This window comes from Ruegeria sp. BJ5, assembly GCF_056537865.1.
The window spans coordinates 163,680-179,382 of the sequence record NZ_JBQFSH010000001.1 but is presented as its reverse complement, the minus strand read 5'-3'; the positions used below and the strand labels follow the sequence as shown (position 1 = coordinate 179,382).

The following is a 15,703-nucleotide window of genomic DNA, read 5'->3' as shown; positions in this document are numbered from 1 at the left end:
GGCCACGTTCAGGACCATTCAAGAGCAGGTATTAACAGTCTGGGATTAAGGAACGATAAAGGAAAGCTAAGAAAGTCTTAGTCACGAGACTTTGCAGGTTGTTTCAGAACCGAGATGAGTGCCTCGATATCTTGCGGCAATGCTGCTTCAAAACGCATTTCCTCGCCGGAGACGGGATGTACAAAGCCCAGGACAGCCGCGTGCAGGGCTTGGCGCGGAAACGCACGCACCGCCTCCGCAGCGTCTGCATCAAACGACCGGGCCGACAGTTTACGCTTGCCGCCATAGACCGGGTCGCCCACCAAGCCGTGGCCCGCATGTGCCATGTGCACCCGAATCTGGTGGGTGCGTCCGGTTTCCAGCCAGCACTCGATCAATGATACCGCGCCGGGTTGTCCGAACACGTCAACGACGCGCGCACGCGTCACGGCATGACGCCCGCCATGAAAAAGCACCGCCTGTTTCTGCCGATCATGTTTGTGCCGGGCCAGTTGCGTTGTGATGCGCATCACGTTGCCGGGCTCAAAACTCACGCCTTTGACACCGCGCAGCCGCGGGTCATTGGCATCCGGAACGCCATAGCAGACCGCGCGATAGTAGCGCTCGACGCTGTGCGCCTCGAACTGGGCCGCCAGCCCCTGGTGGGCGGCGTCCGATTTGGCAACCACCAGCAACCCGCTGGTATCTTTGTCGATCCGGTGCACGATGCCCGGCCGCTTGACCCCGCCTACCCCCGACAATTCCTCGCCACAGTGGTGCAGCAGGGCGTTCACCAAAGTGCCGTTGGGCGATCCCGGTGCCGGGTGGACGACCATGCCCGCAGGCTTGTTGATCACGATCAGGTCAGCGTCTTCATGCACGATGTCCAGCGGAATGTCCTCGGCCCCGATGTGACTCTCGTCCGCTTCGGAGACGGTTATGGACACAACGGCGCCTTCCGGCACTTTGGCTTTGGCGTCGAGCACGACCTTGCCGTCGACCAGAACCGCGCCCTCTTCGATCAGCCGGGCCAGCCGGGTACGCGACAGGTTTTCATCTGCTGGAACATCCCGCGAAAGCGCCTTATCAAGGCGGGGCGGCGGAGCGTCCGCGATAACGAAGTCTATTTGCCGGGTGCCCATGACTGTCCCTTCAGATCCCCAAGAACCGCAGGAAACGCCTCAACTGCGCCTTCTGCGCCGCATGGTCATGCTGCTGACCGCGGTGATGATTGGCGGGGTTCTAGTGACATTCGCTTTGATTGTCATCCGTCTATCCGACCGGACCCCCACCCTGCCCGATCAGATCGGACTGCCGGACGGTGCAAAGGCCCAAGCCGTGACCATCGGAAACAACTGGTTCGCCGTGGTGACCGATGACAACCGCATCCTGATCTTCGACAAGACCACCGGGAAGCAACGACAGCAGATCTCGCTTGATTGAGCCTTTGGCGCCGCCAGCCTATTCACCCAAGGCCATTCTGAACACGATTTCTGCAGCCTGCTTGAACGCAACGATCTCGTCCGGCGTATCACGACGAAACCTGACTTCGTCCGGGCTCAGCCAGACCGGTTTGAACAGAGTGTCCCGGTCGGGAAAGAATTCAGCCCGAAATCCTTCGTCGGCTTCGGTCAAATAGGTATCAAGCCATGCCCGTTCCTCGGGTTCCAGAACGTCGTGGCGCCGGAACATGATGGGTTCTTTGGGCACCTGACGACGCAGTTGGCGGCTGCGCTTGCGCCCGATGGCTCGCGTGACGACGCCAAAGGCTTCACTGGCGGCGCGGGACAGTGTTGGATTGGCAGGCTCACTGGCAACCTCCCCTCCGGGTCGCGACACGCCCAGTTTGTTCAGGAAGTCATCGACGATATTGCCATTCAACATTTCCTCGCGGTCATAGAGTGCCGGCACAACCGTTACACCCGGGAACGCGTTGCGGATTCGGGAAACCGCGCCGGAAAAAGAAACCGAGTGAGGCTCGGCCTTGATCTTCGCCAGCTGGTCCCGAATCAAGGCTGAACCGTTGGCTGGCAAACGGCCATTTTTGGCCCGCTGCTTGTAATCCGCCTCAAAGAAATCTGAGTAGCGGCGGCAATAGAATACCACACGCATTTCGCGAGCGGGTATCTCGGTGAAGATCTGCGCAAGCCGTTCCAGATCGGCCGAATAGAACATTTCCGACGACATCAGGCAGGCTTTGCTGCCATGTGCCTCGTACTCGCGCGCAACGGCCTCACGGTACTTGTCCATTGGTTCTGCGGACTGGTTCATGTGGAACGCCAACAGATTATGGCTGACCTTGGGGCGATCGTCCCCTTCCGGTCTGCGACGTCCGGCCTCCATGTATCTGAGCCCGGAATCCGACAAGGCCGACACATTGTTGCGCAGATAGGACTGCAATGCCGTCGTCCCTGTCTTCGGCATCCCCAAATGCAACCACAGCATCAGGTTGCGCCTCGTGTAACGGTGTCGGCCTGCGCGGTCATCTGATGCATCAACTCCTGCATCTCGGACGTGCCCAGCAGTTCCGATATCTGTTTGCGGTGCAATTCGCAGGACTGGCGGTGCAGCCGGGCCGTTTCGGGGTCCGACATCAGGTCGTCGAAACAGTCCCGCTTGCGCGCGGCAATCGCATCGACCGATGTCTCGACCACCGCATTCTGGTTCATGATGTTCCAGTACTCCAAGCCCAGGCTGTCGCCCGTGTGATGAGCCCGTCCCCGCACTTTCTTGACCAAGTAGCTCTCGCAGGACTTCAGAGCGTAGTGGTTGAGCTGCACAAGGTCATATCCGACCGAGTCCCGCGCCGACCGCCAACTGCTTGTAAAATACCGCTCGGGCATTGGCTGGCCCGAACCATTGTACCAGTGGCAGTCTTCCATGCGGTCGACCGTCGGACGTTTGGGGCGGTGAACACCGATCACATCCCACAAGTGCCGCTGGAACATCGTCTTCAATCCCCATGCCTGCGCCGGTCTGGGTTTGCGCTCGGGGGCAGCACGGCGGAATTGGTCGGACAGGAACCTGTCTTCGTATTGAACCACTCCGGCATTGCCGAACAACCGCCAGGTCATTGAAATCATCTTGGCATCCGGCACGGCATCAACCAATGATTTCAGCGTGTTGTCACCCGTCTTTACATTGATCTGCTCGTCGGCGTCGATCACGATCACCCAGTCTTCAGGCCCCGCGATGTCCATCTGAAAAAAGCGTTTGTACGCGCGTTTCTGAGGGCTTGTTGCGCGGCGGGAATTGTTGTCCACATGGATCAGAACCCCGCGCTGGTCGAGCCGGTCGAGCAGCGCATCCGACCCGTCCGTGCAGTCATTCGTCATCACGACCATCTGGTCGATGCCAATAGCCTGATTGTGCGCGACCCATTCCAGAACGAACGGGCCTTCGTTCTTCATCGGGGTAACGCTGACAAAGCGGGGGGACTGATCGACCATTTTTGCCTCAGTTTTTGGTGCCATGCAGGCCGGACGCGGGCACGCAAGACCAGTGTTTGCCCGCCAGAATAATTCCATTGCAGGCGATGACCAAGCCGAAACCTTGGGCGTGTTTGCACACAGATGACCCTGAATGGTGCTGGATATCGTGAAAGGCCCGCATGTTACCCCTCTGCCCTTTTGAGCTGGTTGGAAAAACGTTTGTAGGTTGGACACAACGCCTTGGCCCGTTGCAGAAACACCTGCGCCCGCTGTTTTTCGCCGCGCTTCAGGCAAATCTGACCCGCGGCCCCTTGAATGGCGGCGGTGATGTTGTCCAGCTCGGCCGCGTGCAGGATCTGCGCCTCGGCCTGCTCTTCGGCGCCGATGCGCACCAAGAGTTGCCCCATCGCGAAAACCAGAAACGCGCTGTCAGGGTCACAAGCCAGCGCCTCGGCCATAGTCAATCGCGCCTGACGTCGGTCACCTGCATCCGCATAGAGCTCGGCAAGACGTTTGTAGTACAGGGGGTTGTCGGGGCACCGCAGAACCACGTCCCGGGCGGCATCAATTGCCGTCTCGACGGCAACCTCGCCCATGCGCCATTGCAGCAACGATGACAGGCTTTCCACAGCGGGGTCCTGTTCCGGCACGTCGTCGATCGCAGTCAGCCCGGCCCACAAAGCTTGCAGGCGCGGACCGCTGTCCTGCAGCCGCCTGGCGCGCTGGTCCAGGGAAAGATCGGACCAATCAAGCAGGATCATGTCGAAATTGCAGGGCGCCCTCACGATCACCTTGTGCTGGACAAGGTACAGGTTGTTGAACGGCGGAAACCGACGTTGGCGCAGCCTGCGCTGCAGGGCCCAATCCACGGGCGGAAACAGTCGAACCGGCAGTTGGTCGCGGTACAGCATGCGCGAACCCAAAACCACAACATCGGGTCGCAACGGCTTGGCCCAAAACGCTTTTGCAAAGTGACGCCCGGCAGCCCAGCGTTTCTTTCTGGCGCCAAGAATGGCCCCCCGCAATGCGGTCAGAACCGCGTGATCTTCGGGCCAAAGATGCGGGTTTTCCAACCCGTCCCGGGCCAGTTGCTCGCTTTCCTTCCACTTGCCCAGATAGAACGCGTTCAACGCCTGCAGCAGGGGCAGAAAAGCGTTGTCCGCCCCGGCATCGAGGATCGGCTGGCCCAGATCAAAAGCCTCTTGGCACCGATCTTGGGCGCACAGATATTGCGCTGCCTTGGCATAGACATGGGCGGCCTCGGATGGGTTCAGAAAAGTCTCGGGGCCTTGCGCCACGCGCCGGATGACGGTTTCGTTCGCCTCGTCCAATTCGGCCTCGGTCAGGACATCGCGGAATACCAGTCTTTGCTGCCCCGATATCCGTGCAGCCGCCATGGAAAAGGCCGAGATGAACGGAGCGATCACCTGTTCGGCCCGGGACATGGCAAAAAGCTCGAGAAAGTCGCGCTGTGCTCGGGTCATTCCCGACAGGTTCGCAATGTCGGACATCTGCATCAGGTTCGGATAACGCTTTTGAAACCGCGCAATCAGTTCGGGCTGGTCCGAGAACATGATCGCGGGCCGGTCCAGCCTCTTGGAAAGATGCATATCGTAGAGTTCTTCCGGCTCGACCTTTGCCGGCCAAGTGGTGTGCTTCCAGGGCAGCGCGTTCAGGATGTCACCGCGCCGGATATGGTAGGCAGAAACGCCCTGCCCCGAGAGCCTGGCATCGGCAAGCCCCATGATGTGCCGGATATGCAGAGTGAACCCGATACGGTGAATGAACTCGCGGTAGCGCGGGCGGATCGCCTCAATATCCTCCCAAGGAAAGGCAAGAACCTCAAACCCCTCTTCGACCAAGACCGAACGGCCGGCGGCCAGATGCGCCATCAGCCGATCGGGCGTCGCGTCGCCCAAAAAGCTCCAGACCGGCAGCGCATCCTTCGCCAGCCGATCGTGGGTTTTCTGATCCAGAAAGTGAGACTTGATCCATTCGGGATCGAACAGCTCTTCCGGGTTGTCCAGTTCGGGGGCATCTGCCCCGGGTGGAAACCAGTTGACCCGATAATCCGCGTCGAAATCCTCGGCCAGGCGTATGCAGGTCAGCATCATCAGCAGTCGGGCACCCATGCGGTCCTTGCGCTGGCCGATGAACACGCCCCGTTTGGGCGTCATGACGCGTCCCCTGCCGCCATAGCCCGGCGCATGGCCCGGAACCGCTGGCGGGCGGCCATTACCAGCTTTGGGTGACGTTCTTCGCCCACAGCTTCAATACCGCGCATGTAGATTGGCAATCTTCGGCGCGCACGCATCATCTTGTAGTACTCGGATGGCTCCAGGGTCCCGCGCATCGCCTGCTGCATCACCGGCTTCAAAAGATTGAGTTTCCGCAGCATTGGTGCGGCGAAGTGGTTGGCGAACCAGGTTTTGAGAAGAACGACATTGCCGCCCTGCAGCCGTGTGACCTGTTGCCTGTCCAAGTCAAAAAACGGGTCGTAAAACACATAGGCCCGGGCGGCGGCCTGAACGGTTTCGACAGCGTCACTCAGCGGCAGATCCCAGTCCTGGACACGACCGAACCGATAGCGAGTTTCCCAAGGGACCCTCCGCTCGTCCAATGTGGTCTGAGGATTGAAAGCAATGACGATCGCACCCGGCACCAGCGCCGAGAAGGTCAACGCGGCGAACCCTCCCATGGACGCTCCGGCAAACACGACCTGATCGAACTGGTCAAAAAACCCCTCGCGCGCCTTGTCCTCGAAATAACCGATGATTTCGGGGTCGCGATACCATGCCTTTGTGCGGGCGATCACGCCCAGATGGGACCATCCCTCGTCCCGGAAAAACTTCCAGCCCCACGGCTCGCGGGCAAAGGACAGGTCATTGGCATTTGCAATATTGTCAAAACTAATGACCAGCCGCGCCGAGTCACGCTGGTGGAAGAGAACCGAGTGACGGTCGAGCTTTTGCAGAAACCCCTTCCCGTCCCCGCCGGGGTAAATCTCGACAAACCAAGGCGGAGGCGGATCGGTCAGAATGCGTTCATAGCCGGTCTTACGATCCGGGTGGTCAGGTTGCAGCTGCGCTTTGGTTAGATCGTCCGCCATGGCCGTCACACCAGATTGTCGGCCAGCCAAGACCGGAACTCCACCCAATCGGGGCGCATCTTGATCTCGGCGATTTTGGCGCGGTGCCAGTCGCAGGCCCGTTCGTGCAATTCGCGCAGTTCGGGGTCCGATTTGAGTTCGTCGAGCAACGGTGCTGCACGCTGGGCGATCGGCTGGATTGAGGTGTCCTGAACCTTGTTTGCATTCATGTCCGACCAGTAGGATTGCCCCTGATCCACCTTTACGTGGTTGGTCCGCCCCCGGTCCCGCTTGATAAGAAAGCCATCCAGAGATCGAACGGAATAATGATGGAGCCGTCCGAAGGAATGGTCAAAATTCCTCCACGCGCGCCAACCGACATTCTGGGCCGGAAATAGATTTCCGCCGGCGTCCGACCATGCGACCTCGGCCTCTTTGCCCTCTTCAATGCCCTTGGGTCTATGCGGACCGAACCGCGTGAACTTGCCATTGTTCCGAAACAGCGTTTTCAGACCATATGCGCGACCCGAATGATAGGGAAACTCCTGATCGGCCATGCAAAAAGACCGTGTCACGGGCGTGTCGTCAAAACTGATATTGCCCGACGTCCCAAACAACCGCCATGCGAACGAAATGGCGTCCACCGATTGTCCCGCCTTCTGTTCGACGGCATCAATCAAGGCCGCGAAACTGTTGTCGCAGCATCGAATGTTCCAAAACTCATCGACATCAAGGCACATCAGCCAGTCGGCTTCTTTGACCTTGGGATGCCGCCGTGCCCGCCGGAGCATCTGGTGCTGGGGATTTCCACCCTCAGGCACAGCATTTGGGACGTGGGATGCCAAACCCATCTGCTCAAGGCGTTGTGCAATACTGTCGGTACCGTCCTCACAGTCATTGGTGAAGATCACAAAGTGATCGACGCCCAAAGTCCGATGAAATGCGACCCACTCCAACATGTAGGGGCCTTCGTTCTTCATCGTCGTGAATACGGTAATGGTCTGAGACATTTACGCCTGTTCCCGAACTGCCTTTGACCTTCTTCTTACACAAAGCGCACCAATGCTGCGAGGGTCGAATTCCGTGCAAGGGAATGTCTGCTCCAACTGGTGCACCGCTACACGCGCACCCGACCTTCAGACGCAAGTGGACATAGCACCACTGAAGCAGGCGACAGGTTCCATCCGGGGTCCATTGCCCTCTCGCACAATCCCAAACCTACGGCTTCCGGCGTAAAGGGGAACAGTAAAAACCGATTTAATTCCGCCGGTTGCACCGAAAATATCGTGCGGCCGGCATCTGTAATCCTCACCGGACTGACGAAAAAACGGCGCGAAGTCAAAAGCGGCGGACGAGCAGTTTTGTCGAGGGGAGATGGTACCGCCTCCCTGGCTTGAACAGGGGACCTCTGGATCCACAATCCAGCGCTCTAACCAACTGAGCTAAGGCGGCACTCGTGAGGGGCGATTTAACGAACGCGTTCGGGGATTGCAAGAGCCTTAAAGTCGAATTGACCAGCTTTGTTCGATGAGATCGACGCCGAAGGAATGAACCGGTTTGCTGTCGGTCAGGCGCCATCCATGGGCCCGGTACAGCTTGCAGGCAGCCCTGTGGCTTTCGTGGGTCCACAAGACCATCGACGTGTACCCTGCGGATCGTGCAAAACCCATGCATGTCATCAAAAGCCGCGCCCCAAGCCCCTTGCCCCGCGCGTCGGGTTCCAGCAGAAAAAGGCGCAGTTTGGCGGTGGTTTCATCCAGCGCGACACAGAAAATACTACCAAGGCGCCTTCCGTCACTTTCAACGATCCATCCCCTCTCGCGTTGGGGATCATGCCTGGCGACAAATTCGTCCAGAATACGGGCCACCAGCGGGGCGAAACTCTCGTCAAACCCTTCATCCCGCGCGTAAAGCGTTCCGTGGCGCTCGACCAGCCAATCGCGGTCATCGTCGCGAAACGGCCGGATCACAGCATAGTCCCCTTGCGACATCGGCCACACACTCCGCTTGATTCCCATTGCGTTGCAGGCTAGCAGAAACGCTCAGTCCCCGGAGGCGAGAATGGGCATCAATACCGAACGTGACATCGAAGCGAACCTTCAGATCGGTCCGACCGACCAAGGAATGGTGCGCCTGTTCATCGAGGCGGGCGAGCTTGAAATCCCCATGGATTTCGACCCGGAAGAAGCCGAGGAAATCGCCGACGAGATCCGCGCCGCAGCACAAGCCGCACGCGCCGTCAAAGGCTGAAGTCAAAGCCGAGGGTCACGCAGGCCATGCAACCGCCGCGCGGCGTCCATGGCAAATTTCTGGATCATCTTTTTGCGTCTTGGCCCGGCCAACTTGGCCTCGGGGGACATGCGTACGATCTCGGCGTCATAAGCATCCGCAATGATAAGTCCGGTTTCAGCGGGCAGCAGCTCGGTGGGAAAGTCCGTGTCCACCGCCCAGAAGAAGCGGTCGCACCAATCCAGATAACCCTGCCACTTCGAATCGGACATGTAGTCCGTCCGGCTGGACTTGCACTCGATCACCCATAGCTCGCCCTTTGGCCCCAACCCCATGACGTCAACGCGCAACCCGCGGGTCGGGACGAATTCCTCAATCGAAACAAAGCCGTGCGTCACAAGGTGTCGAGAGACACCCCTGGCCAGTCTTTGTCCGGGCTGAAGTTCAACTGTCATACGCAGAGTGTGAACAATTAGTGAACAAATTGTCAAGTTGGCAGGTGTTGATCATCATCCCGGATTTGATCCGGCCCGCATGCCCAAGATTTGCCCCCACAATCAACTTCCGCACGACCCAGACCAAAAACTGTTGTGCAAGCCCCTTGTGCAACTCAGTGTTGCGCCCTACTTACGTCCTTGGCGGGTTCTGCCCTTCTCGTGACTGGTAGCATTCCGGTGGCCTTAAGCAATTCCGAGGGAGCTGGCTCTGTTCGGGTCCTGGCCCGTTTACCTGGCGCCCACCTGTACATACAGGTCCTCGGGAATCAAAACCGCACGGTTGCCTGGTGGTCCCGCCGCTTTCCGATCAGGGGATTTCTTGCGGATCGACCCGTGCGAAGGTTTCGTCATCCAGAGCAAAATCATAAAGCCTGCGCCCGTTCCATTGCGGCATATAGCCGTCAAACATCCTATTTTTTTGCTCCGGCAGGCTTGGCACGGTCAAATCTGCCGCTGGCAGGTTCAATCCAAACGTCAACATCTGGACGTCCGTGTAACGTGCAGATGCCTGCTTGACCGCATGATGCAGCAGCACGTGTTCGACATGCCCGTATTCGCCAACTCGGTTGTGAGTGATGACGGTTGTCGGCGCGAACTGCTTCATCAACGCATAGGCAGATCCAGATAACAGTCCAAACAACGGATGGCGGCGCAATGGCCGGACGATTTCGGGTTCTGGCAAGCCATCGCCGGTTGGCATGCGAATAAAACGGCGCAGCCTCGGGTAATCACTTTCGACCGCAAAAGGCAGTTGCACCCGGGTGGCACCAATCATTTCGCACACCTTTTGCATCGCTGCCTCGCGCGTGTCGGTGTCTCTACGGTTGGATGCAGGCCGGAAGAAGCTTGCGACGACAACTTCGGCACGCCCCTTGAGGTGCGCCAGAAGTGAGCCGGCAAACAGCGTTTCATCATCCTGATGGCACACGCACACAAGAATGCGCTGATGGGCAAGCCCGTCCAGGCTGAGTGCGTTGCGCACAACGCCCGGGCCGGTCTCCAAAAGGCCGAAATTCGCGCTGTGCAGGGTTTCCTGCCCAATCAGGTTGACCGGCCGCGCGCGCCCTTGCTGGACCAAACGGGCCGAGCTTGCCTGCACATGGCCGTTTCGGTTGTCTCCCTGAATCAAGTAGCATCTGTCAGCCAGGCCAGACCAGACCGCATCCAGCTCGGCGACCCTGCTGTTCTTCTGCGCATCCAAGTGCAACAGGTTGATCGGGCCGAACGGCCGATCCTGAACCGCCTGCTCAAGCCCTTCGGTCGCCGGCCTGAGGTAGAACTTCACGCGATCAGGGAAGCGGTTTTCGAACCATCGGAATGCAATCGGCACATAGATGTCGACCGGCGGCCACGAGGCGCGCAAACGCTGTCCAAGGTCGATGCCGATATATTTCAAACCGGGGTTCGAGTGCAGCGCCAACAGACCCGCGTGACCGCCCGCCACTCCGACCTCGGCAAAACAATTGCTTTCCTGTGCCAGCCGGTGAAGAGCACGCCGTTTCGGCTCCATCGATGGCGCCAGATCGGATGTGTGAAAGTCCTCCTGCATGTGTGCGTAGCACACGTTTCCATTGATCGCGACCGGCTCGCCTGCTTGTTTCAGCCCGTCCGCAATCGCCTGATTCAAACTTGACAGATCATCCAGAAACGCCGGCGAATTTCTGACGTCTTCATAACTTGGCTTGGTCAAGGAATCGGTCTTTCATGGACAATTCGATACGCTTGCGCATCAAATGTCAGGGGCAGACCAATTGCAAGCGTCAGCAACCACCCATCACGACCGGCGCGCTTCGACGCGCACAGGTTCCAGCTTGACCGCAACCGGGGTTCCTCCGCGAGGGCCTTTGGGCTTTTCGGCCATGCTCATGATCGCATAGGCGAATTGGACGCCCGCAAAAACGATCCCGTTCATGAACCAGATCATGATCAGAGCGATAAAGCCTATGTCGGACCCGGTGATGAGGTGGCGCAGGTTGGCCACGTTCAACATCAGCAGCACGGCGACAAACACAGCCGAGACTACAAAGCCCAGTGCAACCTGGGTGATGTAAAGACGGATCAGTTTCGGCATGACGCACCTCCTTCACACGACAGGAGTCTAGCGCAATTTCATGCCGGGTAAAATCGCCCGTGGCGCGTCAGAACGCCTCGGGCTTGGCCTCGCGGGCCATGTGGTCCAGAACCGCGTTGACGAATTTCGGTTCCTTGCCTTCGGGGAAGAAGGCGCGCGCCACGTCGACGAATTCGGTGATGACCACCTTGGGCGGCGTGTCGCTCTGGCTCAGCTCGGCGCCGGCCGCGCGGAACAGCGCCCGCAAGGTCGGGTCGATGCGCGAGATCGGCCACTTGGCCACCAGCGCCCGGTCGGTCATCTGGTCGATCGGCGCCTGATAGTTCACCGCGTCATCCACCAGCTTGCGGAAGACCGAGCTGTCGCCTTCCAGCATCTCGTCGCCCTCGTAGACCGCGCCGAACCGGTGATCCAGAAACTCGTTGACCACCTGCTCGGTCGTCTGGCCCGACTGCTCCATCTGGAACAGCGCCTGCACGGCATACAGCCGCGCGGCGGATTTCATCAGGCGTTTCCGGCTTGCCGGTTTCGGCGTGTCTGTCTGGGTCATGCTGTCGTTGATCCGTTGCTGTCGCCCGCCACGAGGATGGACTCGGACGGCGGCTTGAATCCGACGCCCTTTTTCGAAGCGCCCCACTTACGTCTGAGTGCGATCAGATGCAAGGCCGCAGCCGCCGCGCCGCCGCCTTTGTTCATTTTTTCCGGATTTGCACGCACTTCGGCCTGCGCGTCATTTTCAACCGTCAGGATGCCGTTGCCGATGCACAGGCCCTGCAGGCCCAGCAGTTGGATTGCGCGGCTGGAATCGTTGCAGACGGTTTCGTAATGCGTGGTCTCGCCCCGGATCACGCAGCCCAGTGCGACGTAGCCGTCAAAGTTGCACTGGCGGTCGGCCATGGCAATCGCCGTCGGGATCTCGAGCGCACCGGGCACCTCGACCACCTCGCAGCTGCCGCCGGCGGCCTCGATTTCGGCCTTGGCGCCGCGAACCAGGTCGTCGGCGATGGCGCGATAGAACGGGGCCACGACGATCAGCAGCTTGACCGGGTCCTCGAATTTCGGGGTCGGCAGAACGCCGTGTTTGTCTTGCTCAGCCATGCTCAGTCATCCTTGAAAATCGAGCGGGTCCCGACGATGGACAGACCAAAGGCGTCCAGACCTAGGTATTTCGTCTGCGGCGAGTCGGTCAGCAGCACCAGTTCCTTTATGCCCATCTTGGACAGGATCTGCGCGCCCAGACCGGTTTGCTTGATGGTGCGCGGGCCTTCGTCCTCGGCCGCGTACAGCGAGTTGCGCGGGTTGCGGAACAGGCAGACCACGCCCCGCCCCTCGGCGGCTATCTTTTCCATCGCGCGCGGCAGTTCCTGCGGCGATTTCGGGCCAAGACCCAGAATGTCCGAGGCCTCGTGCAGCGCATGGGTGCGGGTCAGGACGGGCTCGGGCGTGCTGATGTCGCCCTTGATCATCACCAAATGCTCAATCCCGTGGGTCTGATCGGTGAAGATCCGCATCTCCCACTCACCGCCATATTCAGACGTGACCATCCGGCGCGCGGTCTCGACCACCAGATTGTCGTGGCGCGCGCGGTACGAGATCAGGTCGCTGATGGTGCCGATCTTCAGACCGTGCTCCTTAGCGAATTCGACCAGATCGGGCAGCCTGGCCATGGTGCCGTCGGGCTTCATGATCTCGCAGATCACGCCCGAGGGGTTCAACCCGGCGAGGCGCGAAATGTCCACGGCGGCCTCGGTGTGGCCGGCGCGTACAAGCACCCCGCCCCGCTTGGCGCGCAGCGGAAAGACATGGCCGGGCGTGGCCAGATGCGCCATGGTGTTCTGCTCGTTGATCGCGGTGGCGATGGTCAGCGCCCGATCGGCGGCGGAAATGCCGGTGCTAACGCCTTCGCGTGCTTCGATCGAGACGGTAAAGGCGGTTTCGTGCCGCGACGAGTTGTTCACGGCCATCATCGGCAGGCCCAGCCGGTCGATCCGCTCGGCCGTCATCGGCAGGCAGATCAGGCCGCGGCCATGGGTGGCCATGAAATTGATCGCCTCGGCATCGGCGAATTCCGCCGGGATCACCAGGTCGCCTTCGTTTTCGCGGTCCTCGTGGTCGACCAGGATGTACATCCGGCCCTGGCGCGCCTCTTCGATGATCTCTTCGATCGCGCTGATCGCTTCGCGCAGCTGGGCCTCGACCGGTCCGGGTGTTTCAAAGCTCATGGGGCAGCCTTTCACAGAGCAGGTGTTGCATCGCGGGATAGACCAGCGCGCGCACAAAGGCCAGTCCGCAAACGAAGTGGGCCATACCTAACGCGACGCAATTTCCTCGCTGGCGATCACGAAACCTCGGCCAGACGGGCCACGTACCGGGCGAGCGTGTCGATTTCCAGATTGACCCGATCTCCTACCTTCGCCGCGCCCCAGGTCGTCACCTCTTTGGTATGAGGAATGAAGTTGATCCCGAAATCGCAACCGTCGACGTCGTTGACCGTAAGCGAAGTGCCGTTCAGAGCAACCGAGCCCTTGGGCGCGATGAAGCGCGCCAAATCCTTGGGCGCGCGCAGGGTTACGCGGGTGCTGTCTCCTTCTTCGGCCATCGCGACGATCTCGGCGACGCCATCGACGTGCCCGGAAACGATATGGCCACCCAATTCGTCACCCACCTTCAAGGCCCGTTCAAGGTTGACCCTTGAGCCCACATTCCAGCCGTCCAGATTGGTTTTGGAAACGGTCTCGGCGCTGATCTGAACATCGTACCAGTCATCACCCAGCGCGATGACGGTCAGGCAAACCCCGTCGCTGGCGATCGACGCACCAATATCTATGCCGGATGTATCATAGCCTGTCCGGATGCGCGCCCGCAGATCGCCCTGCTGCTCCAACTCGATGATTGTGCCGATATCGGTGACGATCCCAGTGAACATTCCGTTAACCCTCTGCGCCTAAGCTGTGCCATGCAATCCACGCCGAGGTAAGGCCAAGTGGCGGGCGGAGCAAGCCCTGCCTTGCCCGGCTGGCTGCAAAAAGGCATAGTTTGTTCAACAAAACACGGGCAACCAGAATTCGAGCATCTGGCATGAGGCAACCGAAGGACACCTCCGACAGTCGCGTATTCCTGTTTCTGCAGGGGCCGCATGGGCCGTTCTTCAGCGGCCTTGGTCGCATGTTGCGCGCGGCTGGCGCGCGGGTGTGGCGTGTGGGGTTCAATGCCGGGGACCAGGCGTTTTGGTTCGATCGCGCCAGCTATATCCCCTATCGGGGCCGGCTCGACGACTGGCCGGAAAGCCTGACGAACATCATCCTGTCGCGCGGTGTTACCGACATCGTGCTTTATGGCGATGTTCGCCCGGTGCACGCCGACGCGATCCGTACGGCGCGAATCCACGGCATCCGTGTTCACGTGTTCGAGGAAGGGTACCTTCGACCTTGGTGGGTCACCTATGAGCGCAATGGGTCCAACGGACATTCTCGCCTGATGGATCTGGAAATCGCCCAGATGCAGCAAGCGTTGCAAAGCTCGGGCGCCAAAACGCCCCCACCCCCGTCACATTGGGGGGATATGCGGCAACACATTTTCTACGGCGCACTGTACCACTGGTTCGTTCTGTGTGCGAACCGTGGGTACCGGAATTTCCACCCGCACCGAGAAGTGCCTGTCTCAAAGGAATTCAAACTGTATTTCAAACGTTTGGCGCTCATGCCAATCCATCGACTGCAGCGCGTTCTCGCCACTTGGCACGTAAGGCGCGGCGGGTTCCCGTATCATCTGGTGCTGCTGCAACTGGGGCACGACAGCTCAGTCCAGGCGCATTCAGACTTTTCATGCATGGCCGATTTCATCACCCCGGTGATGGAGGGGTTCGCCAAGGGCGCTCCGCCTCACCACCGCCTGGTCATCAAGGAACACCCGCTGGAAAACCAGCGCGAGCCGCTAAGAAGACGCGTCCAAGCACTTGCGCACGAATTGGGCATCTCGGATCGCGTGCATTACGTGCCCGGGGGAAAGCTGGCGCGCCTTCTGGATCACGCGAGCTCGGCCCTGACCATCAACTCCACCGCCGGACAGCAGGCTCTGTGGCGCGGCATCCCTCTGCGTGTCTTCGGCAAGTCGGTCTACGACAAGCCTGAACTGGTCTCGCATCAACCGATTGACGAATTTTTTAGGCACCCGCAAAAACCGGACACGGAAGCCTATAGGGCATACCGCCAATTTCTGTTGGAAACCAGCCAGGTGCCGGGCGGCTATTACTCACGCGGCGGACGGCGCCAGTTGCTGCGGCGGGTTGCTGACATGATGTTGCAGGCTCGCGACCCTTATCAGGCCGCGCTGACCGGAATCGCGACCATCACGCCACAGTTGAAAATCGTTGAATGACACGGTGCTTGGCTGGCTGGAACTTGAAGTG

General features: G+C 59.7%; 17 protein-coding genes and 1 tRNA gene. 3 read left to right on the top strand and 15 right to left on the bottom strand.

Annotated features, from left to right (window positions below):
• Positions 1-77: 77 nt before the first annotated feature.
• Complete coding sequence (locus ACR0NY_RS00885; protein WP_170368297.1) at positions 78-1,121, bottom strand: RluA family pseudouridine synthase; 1,044 nt, start codon at positions 1,119-1,121, stop codon at positions 78-80.
• Here ACR0NY_RS00885 and ACR0NY_RS00880 point away from each other — a divergent pair.
• Complete coding sequence (locus tag ACR0NY_RS00880; RefSeq protein ID WP_170368296.1) at positions 1,120-1,422, top strand: DUF6476 family protein; 303 nt, start codon at positions 1,120-1,122, stop codon at positions 1,420-1,422. The two genes, ACR0NY_RS00885 and ACR0NY_RS00880, sit on opposite strands and share 2 nt — an antisense overlap.
• An 18-nt stretch (positions 1,423-1,440) precedes the next feature.
• On the opposite strand, the gene ACR0NY_RS00875 is transcribed toward ACR0NY_RS00880, so the two are convergent.
• From ACR0NY_RS00875 to ACR0NY_RS00845, 7 genes are all read right to left on the bottom strand, one after another.
• Positions 1,441-2,424 (bottom strand): hypothetical protein, encoded by a 984-nt coding sequence (locus tag ACR0NY_RS00875; protein ID WP_170368295.1) that lies wholly within the window; start codon positions 2,422-2,424, stop codon positions 1,441-1,443.
• Positions 2,424-3,428 carry a glycosyltransferase family 2 protein gene (locus tag ACR0NY_RS00870; protein WP_170368294.1) on the bottom strand — a complete coding sequence of 335 codons (1,005 nt, stop codon included), beginning with the start codon at positions 3,426-3,428 and terminating at the stop codon, positions 2,424-2,426. Before ACR0NY_RS00870 ends, ACR0NY_RS00875 begins: the two co-directional genes overlap by 1 nt.
• 164 nt (positions 3,429-3,592) lie before the next feature.
• Positions 3,593-5,587, bottom strand: a complete 1,995-nt coding sequence (locus ACR0NY_RS00865) for a hypothetical protein (RefSeq protein WP_170368293.1) — start codon at positions 5,585-5,587, stop codon at positions 3,593-3,595.
• Positions 5,584-6,519, bottom strand: coding sequence for a hypothetical protein (locus tag ACR0NY_RS00860; RefSeq protein ID WP_170368292.1), 936 nt, complete (start codon positions 6,517-6,519; stop codon positions 5,584-5,586). Before ACR0NY_RS00860 ends, ACR0NY_RS00865 begins: the two co-directional genes overlap by 4 nt.
• 5 nt (positions 6,520-6,524) lie before the next feature.
• Positions 6,525-7,508 (bottom strand): glycosyltransferase family 2 protein, encoded by a 984-nt coding sequence (locus ACR0NY_RS00855; protein WP_170368291.1) that lies wholly within the window; start codon positions 7,506-7,508, stop codon positions 6,525-6,527.
• A gap of 365 nt (positions 7,509-7,873) precedes the next feature.
• Positions 7,874-7,950: transfer RNA gene (locus ACR0NY_RS00850), tRNA-His, on the bottom strand.
• 47 nt (positions 7,951-7,997) lie between these two features.
• A complete protein-coding gene (locus ACR0NY_RS00845) occupies positions 7,998-8,489 on the bottom strand; it encodes a GNAT family N-acetyltransferase (protein ID WP_170368290.1) in 492 nt (163 codons plus the stop codon).
• Positions 8,490-8,559: 70 nt separating this feature from the next.
• Here ACR0NY_RS00845 and ACR0NY_RS00840 point away from each other — a divergent pair, with 70 nt between their 5' ends.
• Entirely contained in the window at positions 8,560-8,748 is a 189-nt protein-coding gene (locus ACR0NY_RS00840) for a DUF6324 family protein (protein WP_170368289.1), read from the top strand.
• Positions 8,749-8,750: 2 nt separating this feature from the next.
• Here the strand turns inward: ACR0NY_RS00840 and ACR0NY_RS00835 are convergent, their stop codons facing one another.
• The 7 genes from ACR0NY_RS00835 to ACR0NY_RS00805 all read right to left on the bottom strand — a co-directional run bounded on the left by ACR0NY_RS00835 (position 8,751) and on the right by ACR0NY_RS00805 (position 14,221).
• On the bottom strand, positions 8,751-9,182 hold the full coding sequence (locus ACR0NY_RS00835; RefSeq protein WP_170368288.1) for an MmcB family DNA repair protein: 432 nt from the start codon (positions 9,180-9,182) through the stop codon (positions 8,751-8,753).
• A 349-nt stretch (positions 9,183-9,531) separates the two neighbouring features.
• Positions 9,532-10,644, bottom strand: a complete 1,113-nt coding sequence (locus tag ACR0NY_RS00830) for a PIG-L deacetylase family protein (protein ID WP_170368287.1) — start codon at positions 10,642-10,644, stop codon at positions 9,532-9,534.
• A 354-nt stretch (positions 10,645-10,998) separates the two neighbouring features.
• Entirely contained in the window at positions 10,999-11,295 is a 297-nt protein-coding gene (locus ACR0NY_RS00825; RefSeq protein ID WP_170339134.1) for a hypothetical protein, read from the bottom strand.
• 67 nt (positions 11,296-11,362) lie between these two features.
• Complete coding sequence (gene nusB / locus ACR0NY_RS00820; RefSeq protein WP_093961764.1) at positions 11,363-11,845, bottom strand: transcription antitermination factor NusB; 483 nt, start codon at positions 11,843-11,845, stop codon at positions 11,363-11,365.
• Positions 11,842-12,393: a 6,7-dimethyl-8-ribityllumazine synthase gene (locus tag ACR0NY_RS00815; RefSeq protein ID WP_093961763.1), complete on the bottom strand. Its 552-nt coding sequence runs from the start codon at positions 12,391-12,393 to the stop codon at positions 11,842-11,844. Before ACR0NY_RS00815 ends, nusB begins: the two co-directional genes overlap by 4 nt.
• Positions 12,394-12,395: 2 nt before the next feature.
• A complete protein-coding gene (gene ribB / locus ACR0NY_RS00810; RefSeq protein WP_170339136.1) occupies positions 12,396-13,517 on the bottom strand; it encodes a 3,4-dihydroxy-2-butanone-4-phosphate synthase in 1,122 nt (373 codons plus the stop codon).
• 116 nt (positions 13,518-13,633) lie between these two features.
• On the bottom strand, positions 13,634-14,221 hold the full coding sequence (locus tag ACR0NY_RS00805; RefSeq protein ID WP_170339138.1) for a riboflavin synthase: 588 nt from the start codon (positions 14,219-14,221) through the stop codon (positions 13,634-13,636).
• 152 nt (positions 14,222-14,373) lie between these two features.
• On the opposite strand from ACR0NY_RS00805, the gene ACR0NY_RS00800 reads away from it, so the two are divergent.
• The gene (locus tag ACR0NY_RS00800; protein WP_170339140.1) at positions 14,374-15,672 is read left to right on the top strand and encodes a capsule biosynthesis protein; all 1,299 of its coding nucleotides are present in this window, start codon (positions 14,374-14,376) and stop codon (positions 15,670-15,672) included.
• Positions 15,673-15,703 lie beyond the last annotated feature (31 nt).

Coding starts and splice junctions, on each gene's coding strand:
- ACR0NY_RS00815 (WP_093961763.1), bottom strand. CDS start 12,393: ATGGCTGAGCAAGACAAACACGGCGTTCTGCCGACCCCGAAATTCGAG.
- ACR0NY_RS00885 (WP_170368297.1), bottom strand. CDS start 1,121: ATGGGCACCCGGCAAATAGACTTCGTTATCGCGGACGCTCCGCCGCCC.
- ACR0NY_RS00880 (WP_170368296.1), top strand. CDS start 1,120: ATGACTGTCCCTTCAGATCCCCAAGAACCGCAGGAAACGCCTCAACTG.
- ACR0NY_RS00825 (WP_170339134.1), bottom strand. CDS start 11,295: ATGCCGAAACTGATCCGTCTTTACATCACCCAGGTTGCACTGGGCTTT.
- ACR0NY_RS00865 (WP_170368293.1), bottom strand. CDS start 5,587: ATGACGCCCAAACGGGGCGTGTTCATCGGCCAGCGCAAGGACCGCATG.
- nusB (WP_093961764.1), bottom strand. CDS start 11,845: ATGACCCAGACAGACACGCCGAAACCGGCAAGCCGGAAACGCCTGATG.
- ACR0NY_RS00800 (WP_170339140.1), top strand. CDS start 14,374: ATGAGGCAACCGAAGGACACCTCCGACAGTCGCGTATTCCTGTTTCTG.
- ACR0NY_RS00805 (WP_170339138.1), bottom strand. CDS start 14,221: ATGTTCACTGGGATCGTCACCGATATCGGCACAATCATCGAGTTGGAG.
- ACR0NY_RS00855 (WP_170368291.1), bottom strand. CDS start 7,508: ATGTCTCAGACCATTACCGTATTCACGACGATGAAGAACGAAGGCCCC.
- ACR0NY_RS00860 (WP_170368292.1), bottom strand. CDS start 6,519: ATGGCGGACGATCTAACCAAAGCGCAGCTGCAACCTGACCACCCGGAT.
- ACR0NY_RS00840 (WP_170368289.1), top strand. CDS start 8,560: ATGGGCATCAATACCGAACGTGACATCGAAGCGAACCTTCAGATCGGT.
- ACR0NY_RS00845 (WP_170368290.1), bottom strand. CDS start 8,489: ATGTCGCAAGGGGACTATGCTGTGATCCGGCCGTTTCGCGACGATGAC.
- ACR0NY_RS00870 (WP_170368294.1), bottom strand. CDS start 3,428: ATGGTCGATCAGTCCCCCCGCTTTGTCAGCGTTACCCCGATGAAGAAC.
- ribB (WP_170339136.1), bottom strand. CDS start 13,517: ATGAGCTTTGAAACACCCGGACCGGTCGAGGCCCAGCTGCGCGAAGCG.
- ACR0NY_RS00835 (WP_170368288.1), bottom strand. CDS start 9,182: ATGACAGTTGAACTTCAGCCCGGACAAAGACTGGCCAGGGGTGTCTCT.
- ACR0NY_RS00875 (WP_170368295.1), bottom strand. CDS start 2,424: ATGCTGTGGTTGCATTTGGGGATGCCGAAGACAGGGACGACGGCATTG.